Raw genomic sequence first — 19139 nt, forward strand, 5'->3', positions numbered from 1 at the left:
ACAGAATCTGTGTGGACACTCACAGGTGTTGAGTTATTCGAAATTACCTCTCACGAGGTAATCAAAAAATTTACTCAATGAACTACTGAGTGACCATAGCGACTTTGGTGTCTACTTTCTTACTCTCACGAGCAAGCAAAGTAAATTCAAAGAAGCAAAATATGTAAGCTTCATTAACTTTCGGGTTAGTGAAAAACAGTTTTTTGTTTTCACTTTTTAAAAAGTGAAGGCAAAAGTTTCATTGAGCCGATGTCATCATCGAAAGAGGATGCATCAAAAGAACTTTAATTGAAGAGTTTGATCATGGCTCAGATTGAACGCTGGCGGCAGGCCTAACACATGCAAGTCGAGCGGAAACAGGAAGGTGCTTGCACCTTTGCTGTCGAGCGGCGGACGGGTGAGTAATGCCTAGGGAACTGCCCAGTCGAGGGGGATAACAGTTGGAAACGACTGCTAATACCGCATACGCCCTACGGGGGAAAGGAGGGGACGCGTTTTTCGAAGTGCGCCTTTCGCGATTGGATGTACCTAGGTGGGATTAGCTAGTTGGTAAGGTAATGGCTTACCAAGGCGACGATCCCTAGCTGGTCTGAGAGGATGATCAGCCACACTGGAACTGAGACACGGTCCAGACTCCTACGGGAGGCAGCAGTGGGGAATATTGCACAATGGGCGCAAGCCTGATGCAGCCATGCCGCGTGTGTGAAGAAGGCCTTCGGGTTGTAAAGCACTTTCAGCGAGGAGGAAAGGTTGTAGTTTAATAAACTACAGCTGTGACGTTACTCGCAGAAGAAGCACCGGCTAACTTCGTGCCAGCAGCCGCGGTAATACGAGGGGTGCAAGCGTTAATCGGAATTACTGGGCGTAAAGCGTACGCAGGCGGTTTGTTAAGCAAGATGTGAAAGCCCCGGGCTCAACCTGGGAATTGCATTTTGAACTGGCAAACTAGAGTCTTGTAGAGGGGGGTAGAATTTCAGGTGTAGCGGTGAAATGCGTAGAGATCTGAAGGAATACCGGTGGCGAAGGCGGCCCCCTGGACAAAGACTGACGCTGAGGTACGAAAGCGTGGGGAGCAAACAGGATTAGATACCCTGGTAGTCCACGCCGTAAACGATGTCTACTCGGAATTTGGTGTCTTGAACACTGGGTTCCCAAGCTAACGCATTAAGTAGACCGCCTGGGGAGTACGGCCGCAAGGTTAAAACTCAAATGAATTGACGGGGGCCCGCACAAGCGGTGGAGCATGTGGTTTAATTCGATGCAACGCGAAGAACCTTACCTACTCTTGACATCCACAGAATTCGCTAGAGATAGCTTAGTGCCTTCGGGAACTGTGAGACAGGTGCTGCATGGCTGTCGTCAGCTCGTGTTGTGAAATGTTGGGTTAAGTCCCGCAACGAGCGCAACCCTTATCCTTATTTGCCAGCACGTAATGGTGGGAACTTTAGGGAGACTGCCGGTGATAAACCGGAGGAAGGTGGGGACGACGTCAAGTCATCATGGCCCTTACGAGTAGGGCTACACACGTGCTACAATGGTCGGTACAGAGGGTTGCAACGCCGCGAGGTCAAGCTAATCCCACAAAGCCGGTCGTAGTCCGGATCGGAGTCTGCAACTCGACTCCGTGAAGTCGGAATCGCTAGTAATCGTGAATCAGAATGTCACGGTGAATACGTTCCCGGGCCTTGTACACACCGCCCGTCACACCATGGGAGTGGGCTGCACCAGAAGTAGATAGCTTAACCCTTCGGGGAGGGCGTTTACCACGGTGTGGTTCATGACTGGGGTGAAGTCGTAACAAGGTAGCCCTAGGGGAACCTGGGGCTGGATCACCTCCTTACCTATACGACTAACTCAATACTTGGTTTGGTAAGAAATTGCATCCGTGCATTTCTTACACACAGCACATCCGTGTGCTTGAGTGTTCACACAGATAACTTGTTCTTGTTAGAGCGAGAAACGCACCTTTACGGTGTTGTTTGTTCTTTAAAAATTTGGAAAGCTGATAGTGTTAATGTGAAAGGGATAGCGACTTACTTGTAAGTTGTTATTAATAGCATTAGCGCGAAAAATAAATAATTGAGTTCTCAAACACTTAAATCAAGTGCTGGAGCATAGACCTTTAGTTAGGAAAGTGCTTCAAGAGTATTCTTTTGGCGAAAGTAAACACCATTAGTTGCGATACGATTCGTTTTCTACTATTTGTAGAGAATATTGAGTCTGTTAGCGCAGTCGATGTGTTGTTATGCAAGGCGCGAAAGCGAACGAGGAGGGCGTGTAGTTTACTACATAACCGACAAGTGAGTTTGAGTAACGCTGCATAACAGTACAGTGGCAAGCGAATAAAGACCTATGTGGGTTGTATGGTTAAGTGACTAAGCGTATACGGTGGATGCCTTGGCAGTCAGAGGCGATGAAGGACGTAGTAACTTGCGAAAAGCGTTGGCGAGCTAGTAACAAGCATTTGAGCTAACGATGTCCGAATGGGGAAACCCACTCACATAAGTGAGTATCATATACTGAATACATAGGTATATGAGGCAAACCCGGGGAACTGAAACATCTAAGTACCCGGAGGAACAGAAATCAACCGAGATTCCCCTAGTAGCGGCGAGCGAACGGGGATTAGCCCTTAAGTCTATGGGGTGTTAGTGGAATGAGTTGGAAAGCTCAGCGGCACAGGGTGATAGCCCCGTACATGAAAACTAACCATAGATGAAAACGAGTAGGACGGGACACGTGACATCTTGTCTGAACATGGGGGGACCATCCTCCAAGGCTAAATACTCCTGACTGACCGATAGTGAACCAGTACCGTGAGGGAAAGGCGAAAAGAACCCCTGTGAGGGGAGTGAAATAGAACCTGAAACCGTATACGTACAAGCAGTGGGAGCGGTTCCATTCTTCGGAATAAGAGACCGTGACTGCGTACCTTTTGTATAATGGGTCAGCGACTTACATTTTGTAGCGAGGTTAAGCGAATAGCGGAGCCGTAGGGAAACCGAGTGTTAACTGCGCGTATCTTTAATTAGAGAAGTTGCAAGGTGTAGACCCGAAACCCGGTGATCTATCCATGGGCAGGTTGAAGGTTGAGTAACATCAACTGGAGGACCGAACCGACTTATGTTGAAAAATGAGCGGATGACTTGTGGATGGGGGTGAAAGGCCAATCAAACCGGGAGATATCTGGTTCTCCTCGAAAGCTATTTAGGTAGCGCCTCGAGCGAATACCATTGGGGGTAGAGCACTGTTAAGGCTAGGGGGTCATCCCGACTTACCAACCCTTTGCAAACTCCGAATACCAATGAGTACTACTCGGGAGACACACGGCGGGTGCTAACGTCCGTCGTGGAAAGGGAAACAACCCAGACCATCAGCTAAGGTCCCAAAGTTATTGCTAAGTGGGAAACGATGTGGGAAGGCTTAGACAGCTAGGATGTTGGCTTAGAAGCAGCCATCATTTAAAGAAAGCGTAATAGCTCACTAGTCGAGTCGGCCTGCGCGGAAGATTTAACGGGGCTAAGCAATACACCGAAGCTATGGGTTTGCTAGTTTACTGGCAAGCGGTAGAGGAGCGTTCTGTAAGCCGTTGAAGGCGAAGGGGTAACCCACGCTGGAGGTATCAGAAGTGCGAATGCTGACATGAGTAACGATAAAGGGAGTGAAAAACTCCCTCGCCGAAAGACCAAGGTTTCCTGTCCAATGTTAATCAGGGCAGGGTAAGTCGACCCCTAAGGTGAGGCCGAAAGGCGTAATCGATGGGAAACAGGTTAATATTCCTGTACTTCTGCTAACTGCGATGGAGAGACGGAGAAGGCTAGGCTAGCGCGGCGTTGGTTGTCCGCGTTTAAGGTTGTAGGTTGTATTCTTAGGCAAATCCGGGGATACGCATTAAATTGCAAGACTGAGGACTGATGACGAGACCCTAAGGGGTTGAAGTAGTTGATGCCATGCTTCCAGGAAAATCTTCTAAGCTTCAGGTTAGTAGGAATCGTACCCCAAACCGACACAGGTGGTTGGGTAGAGAATACCAAGGCGCTTGAGAGAACTCGGCTGAAGGAACTAGGCAAAATGGTACCGTAACTTCGGGAGAAGGTACGCTCCTAGCGGTGATGAGACTTGCTCTCTAAGCTGCCGGGAGTCGCAGATACCAGGTGGCTGCAACTGTTTATCAAAAACACAGTACTGTGCAAACTCGCAAGAGGAAGTATACGGTATGACGCCTGCCCGGTGCCGGAAGGTTAATTGATTCGGTTAGCGTAAGCGAAGCTGATGATCGAAGCCCCGGTAAACGGCGGCCGTAACTATAACGGTCCTAAGGTAGCGAAATTCCTTGTCGGGTAAGTTCCGACCTGCACGAATGGCGTAATGATGGCCACGCTGTCTCCAGCCGAGACTCAGTGAAGTTGAAATTGCGGTGAAGATGCCGTATACCCGCGGCTAGACGGAAAGACCCCGTGCACCTTTACTATAGCTTGGCACTGAACATTGAACCTACATGTGTAGGATAGGTGGGAGACATTGAAGTTGGGACGCTAGTTCTGATGGAGTCGACCTTGAAATACCACCCTTGTAGTTTTGATGTTCTAACTTAGGCCCCTGGATCGGGGTTGAGGACAGTGTCTGGTGGGTAGTTTGACTGGGGCGGTCTCCTCCCAAAGAGTAACGGAGGAGCACGAAGGTTGGCTAAGTACGGTCGGACATCGTACGGTTAGTGCAATGGCATAAGCCAGCTTAACTGCGAGACAGACACGTCGAGCAGGTACGAAAGTAGGTCATAGTGATCCGGTGGTTCTGTATGGAAGGGCCATCGCTCAACGGATAAAAGGTACGCCGGGGATAACAGGCTGATACCGCCCAAGAGTTCATATCGACGGCGGTGTTTGGCACCTCGATGTCGGCTCATCACATCCTGGGGCTGAAGTCGGTCCCAAGGGTATGGCTGTTCGCCATTTAAAGTGGTACGCGAGCTGGGTTCAGAACGTCGTGAGACAGTTCGGTCCCTATCTGCCGTGGGCGTTGGATGATTGAAGGAAGCTGCTCCTAGTACGAGAGGACCGGAGTGGACGAACCGCTGGTGTTCGGGTTGTTATGCCAATAGCATTGCCCGGTAGCTACGTTCGGAATCGATAACCGCTGAAAGCATCTAAGCGGGAAGCGAGTCCTAAGATGAGTCATCCCTAGGGATTTAATTCCTCTAAAGAGCCGTTCGAGACTAGGACGTTGATAGGCAGGGTGTGTAAGTGCTGTGAGGCATTGAGCTAACCTGTACTAATGACTCGTGAGGCTTAACCATACAACCCAGATGGGTTTACTCTTGTTAAAAGAGAAGTATGTGGTTAATGAGTGATTACTTTACAAGCACAAAAGAATACCGACTTGATTTAAGTTGAACCAATTATTACTTTTATTTAAAGCTATTTAAAAGACTTTTTAAATAGCCAGCTTTCTAAATTCTTTTACCTTTAGCTTTTTGAAAAGCTGAAAGTAATCGCAAAATTAGTCTGGAAACCATAGCATTGTGGCCCCACCTGAATCCATCTCGAACTCAGAAGTGAAACGCAATTGCGCCGATGGTAGTGTGGGGTCTCCCCATGTGAGAGTAGGTCATTTCCAGGCGCCTATTTAGTTTCCACTTTCTAGAAAGTGAAGACAAAGTTTACTGATAGTGACATATCAGCGACTTAAAAAGAATTTAGCAATATGCGTAAGCACTTTGCTAAAGGAGCGGTAGTTCAGTTGGTTAGAATACCGGCCTGTCACGCCGGGGGTCGCGGGTTCGAGTCCCGTCCGCTCCGCCAACATTACGATAAGCCCTAACAGCAATGTTAGGGCTTTTTCGTGTCTGATTTATGGTACTTATATGTGTCGCGGCCGTCCCGTCCAACAGCATCCATGCTTAAAAGCCCAGTTCGGCATCCAAGCCTCTCGTTCATGAGCTCATCACTGCGTGATATTCACCCGCTAACACAAAGACGAAAGCCTCTACACTTCTCATTAATAGAGGGTGTAGAGGCTTTTTTCGTTTTGGCGTCGCGGACTCTTATAAAAGAAATCGTCCGCCCCAGCTACGCGCTCGAAAGCTTGTGCCTGACGCCACACTCGCCCACAAACATTACGATAAGCCCTAACACTTCTTATAAACAAGGAGTGTTAGGGCTTTTTCGTGTCTGGAGTTTAAAGGTTTTGATGTCGCGGTCGTCCCGTCCAACAGCATCCATGCTTTAAAGCCCAGTTCGGCTAAATACATCCGTGTGCAGAAGTCAGTTCGACAGTCAATGTCTCTCGTTCATGAGCACATCGCTGCGCGATATTCACCCGCCAACACAAAGACGAAAGCCTCTACACTTCTCATTAATAGAGGGTGTTATTAGGCGACAATTAACTTGGCCAGTTCGCGACAATTAGCTTGTCCGGTTTTGGTCATCTTTAGGCATACATAATTCTTGAGAGATTTATATGCCTGGAAAACCCATAAACCAACTACAGGTTAACCTATATATGTCTTATCGTAATAAACCTAAACAGACTCAATCATCTGCTGCGGCAAAGGCGGGGTTTTATTCCCGTTCAGCTAGACGAATTGATGCTGGCCAACACAACACCAGCAAATTACCACGTCAATACGCGACCAGAAAAGATCCTCTTAATGGTCTTTTCGAGCAGCATGTTGTGCCGTTGCTTGAAAAAGAACCCTCACTGCAGCCCATTACATTATTCGAAAAACTAGAGGAAATCGCACCGGGGCAATTGGAGCGCTCACAGCTACGCACTTTACAACGCCGAATTAAGACATGGCGCGTCATACACGGGCCTGAGCAAGACGTCATTTTCAGGCAGAAACATACGCCGGGGGCAATGGGCATTTCTGACTACACTTGGGCCAACGAGCTAAATATAACCCTCGCTGGCAACACATTTAAGCACAAGCTTTATCATTACCGTTTGGTGTTCAGTGGCTGGACCTATGTCGAGGTTGTACTCGGTGGTGAAAGTTTTGAGTCACTGTCATCAGGGCTTCAAAATGCTTTTTGGCAGAGTGGTGGCGTGCCACTCACCCACCGTACAGACAGCTTAAGCGCTGCATTTAAAAACCACACCGAAGCTGAAGTTCTGACAGAACGCTACACCAAGTTATGCACACATTACGGGGTAAAAGCCACTCGAAACAACAAAGGTGTCGCCCATGAAAATGGCGCAATTGAGGGCCCTAATGGCCATCTAAAGCGTAAGATAGAGCAACAACTGTTATTACGCGACAGTCGTGATTTCACTGATTTAAAGCAATACCGAGACTTCATCAATGTCATTGTTGCAAAAATTAACCGTCAATGTCATACCGGTTATCTAGAGGAGTGCGCCTACTTGTCCTCCTTACCCGCTCGTCGAATTCATGACTTTAGTGAGCAATACGTCAAAGTGACATCCAGCAGCATAGCGTCTCAAGTTATGATACCCCTATTATTAAAAGAGTTACGACTGCCAGCGATAGCAAAGGCGTGGCCCGACATTGCCCTGAAAGCGGTGAGGGAGCCGTGGGAACCCGAGCTATTTCTCGCTCAATCATGTGAAATAGAGGCGACACATCGACAGGAAGTACGCCTAAAACGCTTACTCAAAGAAAGCCAGTTACCGATAGGGAAACAGTTGTCTCAATACGGTTTCAGTGAAGTGGTCGGCATTAGCGCAGTTCAAGTTAAACGTAAGGCCAGTGAGTTGAGCTGGTTGAGACAAGGGCATAATATTTTATTATTCGGTGCGAGCGGCCTAGGTAAAACCCACATAGCAGCCGCGCTGGGTTATGCGCTTATTGAGCAATCTGTTCGTGTGAAATTCACGACAGGCACGGCGATGGTGCAGCACTTGCAGAAAGCCCGAGAAGGTTTAGGTCTGGAAGATGCACTTAAAAAACCCGATAAATATGAGCTACTCATTTTGGACGACATCGGTTATGTCAAAAAGAGTGATAGTGAAAGTCAGGTTCTATTTGAGCTCATTGCACATCGTTATGAGCGCAACAGCCTAGTGATCACAACGAACCAGGTGTTTAGTGAGTGGGACAGTATATTTGGAGACAATATGATGACAGTAGCCGTGATTGATCGACTGGTGCATCACGCAGAGATTTATCAACTTGAAGGAGAGAGTTATCGAAGAAAAGAAGCCATGAAAATAAACGGCAAAAGCGGCCAACTTAATTGACGCCTATAGGCCAAGCTAGTTGACGTCTAACATTTAAGCGTTCCATACGCTTTAAAGACATTTCCCATATCCCTATGGGTCAGGGAAATGTCTTATTTTGTATGGAACAAAATAGACCATGCAGTCGTATATCGAGAACATGTAACGTAGCATAAAGGGCTTTGCCCTTTGCTTTAAACATCAGCCGCACTGCGTGAGGCTCTCAGTGTTTCCACTTCGGTGTTGCATTGACTTAAAAGGGAATAACCATTTCCTCATCAATGCGCCTTGAATTGAAAAAACTGAGAGTCTCTGAACTGACCAGATACTTATATGGAATGGTATTATATACCGATTGGTTGTCGATTTATTTTTTCTACCTATGAGCTGCTTTGTTGTGAATCAAAGACGGGGAGGGGACAAAAAGGTAAACTAGTCTAAATGAATTCGCTATATTAGAAACTGCTGTGATCATAACGGTTATCATGCTACTCAATAATAGGTATAATATATTGAAAGGAATGATCTTATGAATTGTCGGCTTGGATGTGGAGCTTGCTGTATTGCCCCATCGATCACTAGCCCCATTCCTGGGATGCCTGAAGGTAAACCAGCGGGTGAGCGATGTATTCAGCTATCCAATGACAATTTATGTATGATTTTTGGGATGAAAGAACGCTCGGAATTTTGCAGCTCCTTCTCTGCAACTATTGATGTTTGTGGTAGTACTAATTCTGAAGCTATTCGTTTGATCTCTTTTTTAGAGGCTCAAACTAGCTAGACTAACTTTGTAAGGTGCCTAATGCAGTTAACTCGTTATACAGACTATGGTATTCGTACCTTAATGTATTTGGCTATTCAGCCTGAAAGAGAGACGCTATTCCGAATTTCGGAGATCACTCAGGTCTTTGACTTGTCGCCTAATCATGTCTCTAAGATAGTGCACCACCTAGGTAAGCTTGGTTACTTAAAAACCATTCGAGGTAAGAGTGGTGGTTTTCGTTTAGGTAAATCACCGAAAGAGATCAATATAGGTCAACTGGTGAGAGTGCTAGAAAACTCTCTGACACCTATCGATTGCAGTAAACCATATTGTCGTCTGACACCTTCTTGCCAGTTATGGGGGGTGTTAGCCGAGGCTGTTACCGCTTATTTAACGGTGTTAGACCAGTATTCTCTGGCGGATATCGTTAGCAATAATCATGAGTTGGTAAAGCTGCTTCCTGAATTGTCTATTCCTGTACTTGAACTCAGTTCCTAGATTCAGCTCATAGAGTTAAACCTATCGCTACTTCAATCTGATGCTAGCGTCTTTTCCAGTCTTCTGTTGTTTTTTATTTACTGCGATCCTATAAGGTAAAAGCTCCGAGGTTTTAACCAGGCTGATACCTTCTTGCTGTAATCGCGGTAGATTCAGTTTCAAATATTCTATGGTTTCAGGATGTGGGTGAGCTATGGCAACGACTTGGCCTTGCCTATGTGCCAAGGCGATAAGGCGTTCAAACTGTTGGTTCAAACCGGCTGGTGAAACGTCATTATCCAAGAATATTTGTCGCTTTAACTGAGGTATACCTAGTTTGTCAGCTGTACTCCCTGCCTTGGTGTAACGTGTGGTCATGCTATCGACAAAATAGAGGTGATGTTGTTTTAAACTTTCCATCACCCACTGCATTGGCTCATCCAGTTGGGTCAATAAGCTTCCCATATGATTGTTGGCGCCTTTAGCGAAAGGGATATTCTCGAAAGCCTGGCTTATGGTCTGCTTAATATCTGTTTCACTCATGTCATTGGTTATGCCACCAGGGCCAAGCTTCTTGCCATTGAGTGCCTGCATAGGTAGGTGTAGCATTACTTCGTAGCCTCTTTCGTGTGCAATATGAGCAACTGAATTGCCCAGAGGTGTGTGGGGAAGTATTGAGAGGGTAATGTTATCGGGTAATGTCAGTACGGCTTCATCGGATTGACGATATCCAATATCGTCAATGATGATCGCAACTTGAGCGGCATTTACATAACTACCAGGAAAAATCAAAGCAAAACAAAATATTAAAAAGCGCACTGTGTTAGGTATTTTCCATACCTTTTACACTAAGAATAAAAGGCGTTAAGAATGAGTTTTTATCCATGTAATTGCTGAATCCAATATCAGATCGGTTTCAATATTATTATATTCAATCTTATCATGGGCATTGGTCTCGTTGATTATAGGCACAATTTGCTTATTTGTGACAGCATCTAATTGAAGTTTTATATCTGGCTCAATCCCCTTACTATTAATGTCACGGCCATTTGGGGTGGTGTATTTGGCGATAGTAAGTTTTATTGCGTTCCCTTCCATTAATGTCGGTATTAGGCTCTGTATGGTTCCCTTACCGAAGCTGGTCTCACCTATCAGCTTAGCTCTTTTATTATCCTGTAGGGCGGCGGCAAGCACCTCTGAAGCAGATGCAGACCCCTTGTTGATTAACACCAGCATAGGGACGTCGTGAAGCATGGTCTGAGGTGAGGCATAATAGTCTGAATTTGCGTCGAAGAATCGTCCCTCGGTTGAGACTATTCTGCCTTTTTCGAGAAATATGTCGGCAATTTTTATGGCTTGATCGAGTAAGCCTCCCGGATTATTCCGCAGATCTAAGATGAGTCCCTGTAATTTTAGTGGCTGCCACTGGGCCAATTGCTTAACCATCTCCTCGGTTGAATTGTCCTGAAAGCTGGTAAGCTTGATAAAGCCAATATTACCATCCAGCAATTCGGCTGTGACTGAGTTTACCGAGATGAGACTCGGCACTAAGGTGACTTCATAGACGGTATTCATATTAGAGTGAGTGAGTGCGAGCACAATCGATTGGTTATTCTGGCTATGGTTTTTGATTTCTTTAAGCAGATCGTCTAACTTGCTGTAATCAACGTTATTATTATTGAGTTTAACTATTCTATCGCCTGCTTTTATGCCAGCACGCTCGGCAGGAGAACCGGCAAAGGGGGTTATTATGGTTATTTGGTTATCTTCGGTGGCTATCTCTATGCCAAAACCAAAATATTCACCCTTATTGGCGTTTCTGATATTTGAGAATTCTTGTTTATTGAGAAAGTTGGAATAAGGGTCTAACTTAGCAAAAATACCTTCGATTGCTGCAGCAATCAGCTCATCTTGGCTCAATTCTGTTACGTAGTAGGTTTCTACAGTGTCGATGATGTCGAGCAAGAGCGGATAGTTAAGATTGTGGTGATATTGCTCGGCGTTTTCTTGTCCTGATAGGGTAACGGATACCCCTAGTCCGACACCAACGAGAATACTACAAAGGTAGTGAATATATTTTGACATAGCAGCCCCTATATTTAAGGGCTAGATCTCTCCTAGCGTTTACAGTATCTAGCCGGATCGACCGCTTGCCCTTTATGCCTTATCTCAAAGTATAGGCTAGGCTCAGTCTGTCCACCCGACCGACCGACTAATGCGATGGGTTCTCCTTTATTTACAGAGTCTCCAGGATTTTTTAATAGGGTTTGAGCATGACCATAAAGGCTCATATAGCCTTTACCATGATCGACAACTAGCACCATACCGAAGCCGCGTAACCAGTCTGCATAGATGACCTTCCCCGCTGCGATAGCCGCTATTGTTTGCCCTTCCGGAGCAGAGAGTGTGACCCCTTTCCATTTTACTTGACCCGATCTAGGGCTGCCGAAGCCTGACTTTATACGCCCCTTGGTCGGCCATTTTAGCTTTCTACTACTGGACAACCCTTCCATCTTAGGGCTACTTCTCATGGCAAGTATGGCCTGCTCGACGACATGTTTGAGACTGGCTTCTTCTATCTGCAACTGCTCCAGCTTGGCGCCACTAGTATTGAGTGTTCTCTGTAGTTGTGTCAGGGTTTTTTGTCTCTGGCTCTGTTCCAGGTTGAGCTGTTTCGCCTGTTGTTGCTGGTTGAGAATGAGCTTATTCAGCTGAGTCTTCTGGGCTATCTGTTCAGTTTGAATGTCATTAAGTTCTTCAATGGTCTGTTTCAACTCATTGATCGATGCCATGCGGGCATTATTCAAATATTGGTAGTAGGCGAGTAAACGTTCGATTCTGGCGGGGCTCTGCTGGTTAAGTAGCATCTTACTATAGTCGTGATTACCCGCTAAATAGGCACTGGCTAACTGATTGGCTAATGTTTGCTGCTGAGTTTTCTTCAGGGTATCTAGCCTGTTTTGGCGTGTATCTAATTGAACGAGTTTTTTATCTGTTTTAGCAAGTGAATTTTTGGTTTCATTGACTTTTCTAGCCGCGGAGGCGATCGCTTTTTCATCTTTTTTCAGCAATGAGATTAACTTCTCTCGCTGCTTAGTGGTGTTTTTTAGATCCGATGCTTGTTTGCTTATCTGTGATTGCAGTACTTTAAGATCGGATTGACGCTGCTGTAGGTCTGAGGCCGGCAGTGGCGTTGAAAGCATGATAAAGCCAGCAAAAATGCTGGCTTTACTGAAAAATCGAATATTCACGTGTCAGTGGTTACTCTTTGATTTTGATGATGGAACGCCCGGTCATCTCTGATGGCACCGTTTCTCCCATCAAGGTTAACATGGTTGGAGCAAGATCGCTCAGGCGACCGCCATCTTCGATAATCGCATCACGTCCAACGTAGATCAATGGTACAGGTTCACAAGTGTGAGCCGTGTGTGCCTGGCCAGTTTTCTCATCTGTCATCTGTTCGGCATTACCGTGATCGGCTGTGATTAAACACTCTCCTCCCACTTTAGCCAGAGCCTCCACGACGCGGCCGATACTGGTATCGACTGCCTCACAGGCTTTAACCGCTGCCTCGAAGTTACCCGTATGACCCACCATATCTCCGTTTGGATAGTTACAGATGATGACATCATAGTCAGTAGACTCTATAGCTGCGACTAACTTATCTGTCAGTTCTGCAGAACTCATCTCAGGCTGTAGATCATAGGTTGCTACCTTAGGTGATTGGATCAGAATCCTGTCCTCTCCCTTAAATGCTTCCTCTTTACCGCCGTTGAAGAAGAAAGTGACATGGGCATACTTTTCAGTCTCAGAAATACGCAGTTGTGTCTTATCCCGACTCTGTAGAACTTCACCTAAGGTGTTGACAAGCTCTGTCGACGGATAGGCTATCGCTGCAGGTATATTCGCGGCGTACTGAGTCAACATCAAGAAATGTGCTTTTGTCGTCACCTTACGCTCGAAGCCATCGAAATCCGGGTCGACGAAGCTGCGGGTGATCTGACGTGCACGGTCGGCGCGGAAATTCATGAAGATAAGTGAATCACTATCGGCGAGCTTAGCGACATTACCTTGGTTGTCGGTGATCGCCGAGCTTGCGACAAACTCATCGTTTTCGTCACGTTCATAAGCCGCTTCCAGGGCGTCTACAGCATTGGTATATTGATGTAGGGACTCGCCTTGGGTGATCAAATCATAGGCTAGGGTCACACGATCCCAGCGATTATCACGGTCCATTGCGTAATAGCGGCCTATCACTGAAGCGATGCGGCCTGTGCCTAATCTAGTAAACAGATCATCAAAATGAGCCAAGCTAGATTTTGCACTGCGTGGTGGAGTGTCGCGACCATCGAGAAAAGCGTGCAGATATACCTGCTTAGCACCGCGTTCGACTGCCAGGCGGCACATGGCCTCGATATGATTCTCATGGCTATGTACACCACCTGGAGACAGTAGCCCCATTATGTGTACAGCACCCTCTTTGGCGATAGCCTGATCTATGGCGTCGAGTAGTGCCGGGTTTTGCTGAAACTCACCGTCATCAATTGCCTTGCCAACTCTGGTAAGCTCTTGATAAACAATGCGTCCTGAGCCGATATTGATATGACCAACTTCGGAATTACCCATTTGACCATCGGGTAGTCCCACATCTAAGCCTGAAGCTGAGATTAGATTGTTAGGGTATTGGGCATTGAGTCGATCCAAAACTGGGGTCTTTGCATGGAAAATGGCATTTTTGTGCGTGTTTTCGCGGTAACCCCAGCCATCGAGGATCAGCAATGCCAAAGGGCGTTTACGTGTCGTCATGGTAGTACCTTTTTAAGTTTGAAAGATAAAGTTGAAAATAGAAATTGGATAAATATTACTACGGAAGGCCTGATTGAAAAAGGAATTTACCTAGATTGAGATAATCGAGTTTGCATCTATCTTACCAAGACGCTTCATTCACAGGTTTTTCGTCCTTCAACAAGATGCTGCAATCTCCTATCGCGGTGGTATACTCTGTGCCCTAATTGTATTTTCAGCCCTAAGAAGTAGGCAGTTCACCATGCAAGAATATATCGAATTTTTGAAAGCTAACCCTATGCTCAGCTTAGCCTGGATAGGTCTTTTGATTGGTCTTATCGTCAGCGTGTTCAAATCCAGTATCTCTAAGGTCACCACGGTCGATCACCAACAGGCTACGCTGCTTATCAATAAGCAAAACGCTAAAGTGATAGACGTAAGGGAAAAAGGGGAGTTTAAGAAGGGTCATATCGTCGATGCTTTCAATGTGCCTTTATCTGAAATTAAAAATAATCAACTTTCAGCCCTTGAAAAGTTTAAAGCAAGTCCCATTATAATGGTATGCAACGCAGGTATGGTGTCATCACAAGCCTCGCAGTTGATGGTTAAAGCAGGTTTCGAATCTGTACATAATCTCAAAGGCGGTATGGGTGAGTGGCAGTCGAGTAATCTGCCAGTAACGAAAAGTAAGAAATAACAATAACCCGGGATGGTGTCTGAGAGCGAGTTACAGGTCTCAAGTAACAAAAGCCCTTAAATTGGCTTCAATTTTGAAGCCTAATAAATTGGATAGGTAATATTATGGCTGAAGTAGCAAATAACGAAAAACAAGATCCTCAATTCAATATCCAACGTATATACACCAAGGATATATCTTTCGAAACTCCAAACAGCCCGGCTGTTTTCCAGAAAGATTGGAACCCTGAAGTTAAGCTAGATCTTGATACTCGTAGCGCTAAGCTAGCTGACAACGTTTTTGAAGTTGTCCTGTCTCTGACTGTTACTGCTAAAAATGGTGATGAAACTGCATTCCTTTGTGAAGTTCAGCAAGCTGGTATCTTCGCAATCAATGGTCTGACTGAGCAGCAACTTGCTCATTCACTAGGCGCATATTGTCCTAACATCCTATTCCCATATGCTCGTGAAGCAGTGGGTAGCCTGGTTTCTCGTGGTACTTTCCCACAGCTAAACCTAGCACCAGTTAACTTCGATGCGCTTTTCGCTCAGTACGTTAACCAGCGTCAAGCCGGTGCTGAAGAAGCTAAGACTGAAGAAGCTAAGGCTGAAGAAGCTAAGGCTGAAGAAGCAAGCGCGTAATTAAAAACTGAACGTATCTGTTCAGCATTTTTCAGTTGCTGCTCAGATAGTTGCTGATTCATTCGAGCATTAGACTCGAATGAATTGGCATTAAGCGAGTCGTTATATGAAAAATACTGCCGATATTACGGTATTAGGGGCGGGGTCTTATGGCACCGCCCTTGCTATTTCTTTAGCCAGTAATGGCCATCGAACTCTGCTGTGGGGCCATGACCCTGAGCATATCGAGAACCTCAAGCGTGACCGTGCTAATGAGGCATTTCTCCCAGGGATAACACTTCCCGACCTACTTATTCCTGAAGCCGACTTGGCGACGGCGCTGGCCGCATCGAATAATATCCTAGTCGTGGTTCCCAGCCATGTATTTGGCATGGTGCTGAGTCAAGCTAAGCCTCTGCTACGTGAAGATTCACGCATAGTCTGGGCGACAAAAGGGCTTGAGCCTGAGACCGGACGTCTATTACAAGAAGTTGCCGGAGATGTGTTAGGCGATAAATATCCTTTAGCCGTACTTTCCGGACCTACTTTTGCTAAAGAACTGGCGGCGGGAATGCCGACGGCTATCTCTGTTGCCGGAACCCATGCTGCATTTACCCAAGATCTGGTCGAGCTATTACACAGCCCCAAGCGGCTACGTGTTTATGCCAACGATGATTTTATCGGCCTGCAACTCGGCGGTGCGGTTAAAAATGTCATCGCCATCAGCGCCGGTATGTCGGATGGTATCGGCTTCGGTGCCAATGCCAGAACCGCATTGATCACCCGAGGCCTAGTTGAACTGTCTCGTTTAGGTGAGGCTATGGGGGCCAAAACCAGTACTTTTATGGGCATGGCAGGCTTAGGCGATCTGGTACTTACCTGTACAGATAACCAATCTCGTAACCGTCGCTTCGGACTGGCTTTAGGCCGAGGGCAAGGTGTCGAGGAGGCTCAGAAAGAGATAGGTCAGGTGGTCGAAGGCTATCGTAATACCAAAGAAGTTTATGCCCTAGCTAAGCGACTGGGTGTAGAGATGCCTATCACCGAACAAGTTTATCGGGTGCTCTATGAGGGCGGTACGCCCCGAGAGGCTGCCGTAACCTTGTTAGCCAGAGATATAAAATCTGAGACCCAAGATAGCGAGTAATCAAACCTTAGCTTGATGCTTCTGGGCATGTTAAAGATAAAAAAGGGTGCTAAAATAGCACCCTTTTTGTGTCTGGAACACTTATGCCACAGCCCATTGATGGGTAGCTGAGGTATCTTGTGTCTGGCCAAAATTATTCCTGGTTCAGTATTTGTATTTAAATTTGAGGCAATAAAGTGAAACATCATGACGTCATAATTATCGGTGCGGGCGCCGCAGGCCTGATGTGCGCCGCTACAGCGGGTTACCGTGGGCGTGATGTGTTAGTGCTGGATGCAGCAAAGCAGGCGGGGAAGAAGATCCTCATCAGCGGTGGTGGACGATGTAACTTCACTAACCAGAAAGTTGAGCCAAATAACTTCATCTGTGACAATGGGCATTTTGTAAAGTCTGCCCTGGCAAGATATCCTAGTAGCGACTTTATCGAGTTGGTCGAGCGTCATGGCATCGAGTACCACGAGCGGGATCACGGTCAACTGTTCTGTAATGACTCGGCCAAAGAGATAGTCACCATGCTACTGACCGAGTGTGAGTGGGCCGGTGCTAAGGTAAAACTCCGCACCGAGATTGGCAAGATCACTCAAACAGATTCTGGAAAATTTGAAATAGTGACCGACAAAGAGGTCTATAGCTGTGATTCGTTAGTGGTAGCCACAGGCGGTCTCTCCATGCCTAAGCTAGGTGCCAGCCCACTGGGTTATCATCTTGCCGAGCAGTTTGGTTTAAAGATGCTGCCTACCTATGCTGGTCTGGTGCCTTTTACCTGGCAACCCGAGCAGAAACTGAAGTTTGAACCACTGTCAGGCATTGCAGTACCCAGTACCATCACGGCAAAAGACGGGACCCAGTTCAGTGAAGCCTTACTCTTCACTCACCGCGGCCTATCAGGCCCTGCAATTCTGCAGATATCAAACTTTTGGAAGCCAGGCGAAACCATCAGCATTAACTTGCTTCCCGGTATCGATGCCAGAGCCGCCATCGACTTAGTGCTGGCAAACCATCCGAAGCAGAACCTGAGAAATACCCTGAGCCATTGGTTACCTAAACGTCTGGTCGAGGCCCTGTTCGATGAAGCTCTGCTTAACAAGGCGCTGAATCAGTTGATCCATAAAGAGCTGGATCAGCTTGCTGTGGATCTCGAGTCCTGGGAAATTCTGATGAATGGCACCGAGGGCTACCGCACCGCCGAAGTCACACTCGGCGGTATCGATACCGATGAGCTGTCGTCGAAAACCATGCAAGCCAAATCAGTACCTGGGCTGTTCTTTATTGGTGAAGTGATGGATGTCAGTGGTTGGTTAGGAGGATTCAACTTTCAATGGGCATGGTCATCGGGTGTCGCGGCAGGACAAGCGGTTTAATCTTCCCAGTGAAGAAGATATTAAGGAATCATACTGAGTATACTTTCTTTGAGGCACAGATGTGTTTAGACCTATTTCCATCTTAGTTATCGTGCTTATATTGTTTATGTCCGGGTGTTCGAGTCAGTTGCCGGAGCTGATTGAAACAGACGCGTCATGCGGGTATCTACCTGAGTGACTCGAAGTTTTTGCATGCATCGACGAGCCAAGGTGTGATGATATCCAGCTTAAATAATAGCTATTGGCAGCATAAGTATTGGCTGTCCAGAAGCTTGTAGCCTTGATTTTTCGTGTCGGTCTGCTAGTTCAAACCTTATCGTTCATGCCCTGTTGTTCAGGATCAAATACTTAGCTAGCATTTGATTGTTAATATACAAGGTATCAGCTCTCATTTTTGTCGATAAGCCAGATATAATGGCCGCGAATCATGCTAGTTTAGATGCAACTAATATCTCCAGCTTCGGTGCCATCGATAGGGCTTGCCGAAGATAACACCACCAGTAGGACTTAAGATGACTAAAGCTAAAATCGGTATCGTAACTGTCAGTGATAGAGCCAGTGCAGGCGTCTATGAAGATCTCTCTGGTAAGGCGATTATCGAAGTATTAAACGAGTATCTGACTTCCGAGTGGGAGCCTGTCTATGAGGTTATCCCCGATGAGCAAGATGTGATTTCCGCGACGCTTATCAAGATGGCTGATGAGCAGAACTGTAGCCTGATCGTTACTACCGGCGGTACCGGTCCATCTAAACGTGATGTTACCCCAGAGGCGACGGAAGCCGTTTGTGACCGTATGATGCCAGGTTTCGGTGAGCTCATGCGCGCCGAGTCACTCAAGTTTGTGCCTACCGCTATCCTGTCACGTCAAACTGCCGGTCTGCGCGGTGATACCTTGATCGTTAACTTACCAGGTAAGCCAAAGTCGATTCGTGAATGTCTCGATGCCGTGTTCCCCGCAATTCCATATTGTATCGATCTAATGAACGGCCCATTCCTCGAGTGTGACGAGTCGGTGATCAAGCCATTTCGTCCAAAGGCCAAGTAAGCATATCTTGAAAAGTAGTTATTAGCTTTTGATTAATTTGAGTAAATATTGGCACCCCGGGTAATTTAGACTAGCTTTGTTAA

12 protein-coding genes, 1 tRNA gene, 3 rRNA genes and 1 pseudogene are annotated in these 19139 nt (G+C 46.5%); 13 read left to right on the plus strand and 4 right to left on the minus strand.

What is annotated here, in order from left to right; all coding sequences use genetic code 11:
• The first annotated feature begins 285 nt into the window (after window positions 1-285).
• The 7 genes from KT99_RS06405 (at window position 286) to KT99_RS06435 (ending at window position 9442) form a co-directional block, all read left to right on the plus strand.
• Window positions 286-1840 (plus strand): 16S ribosomal RNA (locus tag KT99_RS06405).
• A gap of 525 nt (window positions 1841-2365) precedes the next feature.
• Window positions 2366-5296: ribosomal RNA gene (locus tag KT99_RS06410) — 23S ribosomal RNA — on the plus strand.
• Window positions 5297-5503: 207 nt separating this feature from the next.
• Window positions 5504-5619 (plus strand): 5S ribosomal RNA (gene rrf, locus KT99_RS06415).
• Together the 16S, 23S and 5S rRNA genes with 1 tRNA gene alongside form the textbook arrangement of a ribosomal RNA operon.
• 105 nt (window positions 5620-5724) lie before the next feature.
• Window positions 5725-5801, plus strand: a tRNA-Asp gene (locus tag KT99_RS06420).
• Window positions 5802-6501: 700 nt separating this feature from the next.
• Entirely contained in the window at window positions 6502-8202 is a 1701-nt protein-coding gene (gene istB / locus KT99_RS23255) for an IS21-like element helper ATPase IstB (RefSeq protein WP_005498180.1), read from the plus strand.
• Between the two features lie 508 nt (window positions 8203-8710).
• Window positions 8711-8962, plus strand: a complete 252-nt coding sequence (locus KT99_RS20575) for a YkgJ family cysteine cluster protein (RefSeq protein ID WP_005498181.1) — start codon at window positions 8711-8713, stop codon at window positions 8960-8962.
• A 21-nt stretch (window positions 8963-8983) separates the two neighbouring features.
• Window positions 8984-9442: an Rrf2 family transcriptional regulator gene (locus KT99_RS06435; RefSeq protein ID WP_005498182.1), complete on the plus strand. Its 459-nt coding sequence runs from the start codon at window positions 8984-8986 to the stop codon at window positions 9440-9442.
• 27 nt (window positions 9443-9469) lie between these two features.
• Here KT99_RS06435 and KT99_RS06440 read toward each other — a convergent pair whose 3' ends face one another.
• From KT99_RS06440 to gpmM, 4 genes are read right to left on the minus strand one after another with little or no spacing between them, the layout of a single operon-like run.
• Window positions 9470-10240 carry a divergent polysaccharide deacetylase family protein gene (locus KT99_RS06440; RefSeq protein WP_005498183.1) on the minus strand — a complete coding sequence of 257 codons (771 nt, stop codon included), beginning with the start codon at window positions 10238-10240 and terminating at the stop codon, window positions 9470-9472.
• 45 nt (window positions 10241-10285) lie between these two features.
• Window positions 10286-11506 (minus strand): S41 family peptidase, encoded by a 1221-nt coding sequence (locus KT99_RS06445; RefSeq protein ID WP_005498184.1) that lies wholly within the window; start codon window positions 11504-11506, stop codon window positions 10286-10288.
• A 32-nt stretch (window positions 11507-11538) separates the two neighbouring features.
• On the minus strand, window positions 11539-12624 hold the full coding sequence (locus KT99_RS06450) for a murein hydrolase activator EnvC family protein (RefSeq protein ID WP_100067628.1): 1086 nt from the start codon (window positions 12622-12624) through the stop codon (window positions 11539-11541).
• A 58-nt stretch (window positions 12625-12682) separates the two neighbouring features.
• On the minus strand, window positions 12683-14227 hold the full coding sequence (gpmM, locus tag KT99_RS06455; RefSeq protein WP_005498186.1) for a 2,3-bisphosphoglycerate-independent phosphoglycerate mutase: 1545 nt from the start codon (window positions 14225-14227) through the stop codon (window positions 12683-12685).
• A 241-nt stretch (window positions 14228-14468) separates the two neighbouring features.
• Between gpmM and KT99_RS06460 the strand changes: the two genes are divergently transcribed.
• From KT99_RS06460 to mog, 6 genes and pseudogenes are all read left to right on the plus strand, one after another.
• Complete coding sequence (locus tag KT99_RS06460; RefSeq protein WP_005498188.1) at window positions 14469-14903, plus strand: rhodanese-like domain-containing protein; 435 nt, start codon at window positions 14469-14471, stop codon at window positions 14901-14903.
• Between the two features lie 104 nt (window positions 14904-15007).
• The gene (secB, locus tag KT99_RS06465) at window positions 15008-15523 is read left to right on the plus strand and encodes a protein-export chaperone SecB (protein ID WP_005498190.1); all 516 of its coding nucleotides are present in this window, start codon (window positions 15008-15010) and stop codon (window positions 15521-15523) included.
• Between the two features lie 106 nt (window positions 15524-15629).
• On the plus strand, window positions 15630-16649 hold the full coding sequence (gene gpsA, locus KT99_RS06470) for an NAD(P)H-dependent glycerol-3-phosphate dehydrogenase (RefSeq protein ID WP_005498192.1): 1020 nt from the start codon (window positions 15630-15632) through the stop codon (window positions 16647-16649).
• 176 nt (window positions 16650-16825) lie between these two features.
• Window positions 16826-18010 carry an NAD(P)/FAD-dependent oxidoreductase gene (locus KT99_RS06475; protein ID WP_005498193.1) on the plus strand — a complete coding sequence of 395 codons (1185 nt, stop codon included), beginning with the start codon at window positions 16826-16828 and terminating at the stop codon, window positions 18008-18010.
• A 149-nt stretch (window positions 18011-18159) separates the two neighbouring features.
• Window positions 18160-18288 (plus strand): annotated as a pseudogene (locus KT99_RS20580) (NlpC/P60 family protein); the annotation flags it as partial.
• A 234-nt stretch (window positions 18289-18522) separates the two neighbouring features.
• The gene (mog, locus tag KT99_RS06480) at window positions 18523-19056 is read left to right on the plus strand and encodes a molybdopterin adenylyltransferase (protein ID WP_005498195.1); all 534 of its coding nucleotides are present in this window, start codon (window positions 18523-18525) and stop codon (window positions 19054-19056) included.
• Window positions 19057-19139 lie beyond the last annotated feature (83 nt).

Source organism: Shewanella benthica KT99 (assembly GCF_000172075.1).
GTDB lineage: Bacteria > Pseudomonadota > Gammaproteobacteria > Enterobacterales > Shewanellaceae > Shewanella > Shewanella benthica_A.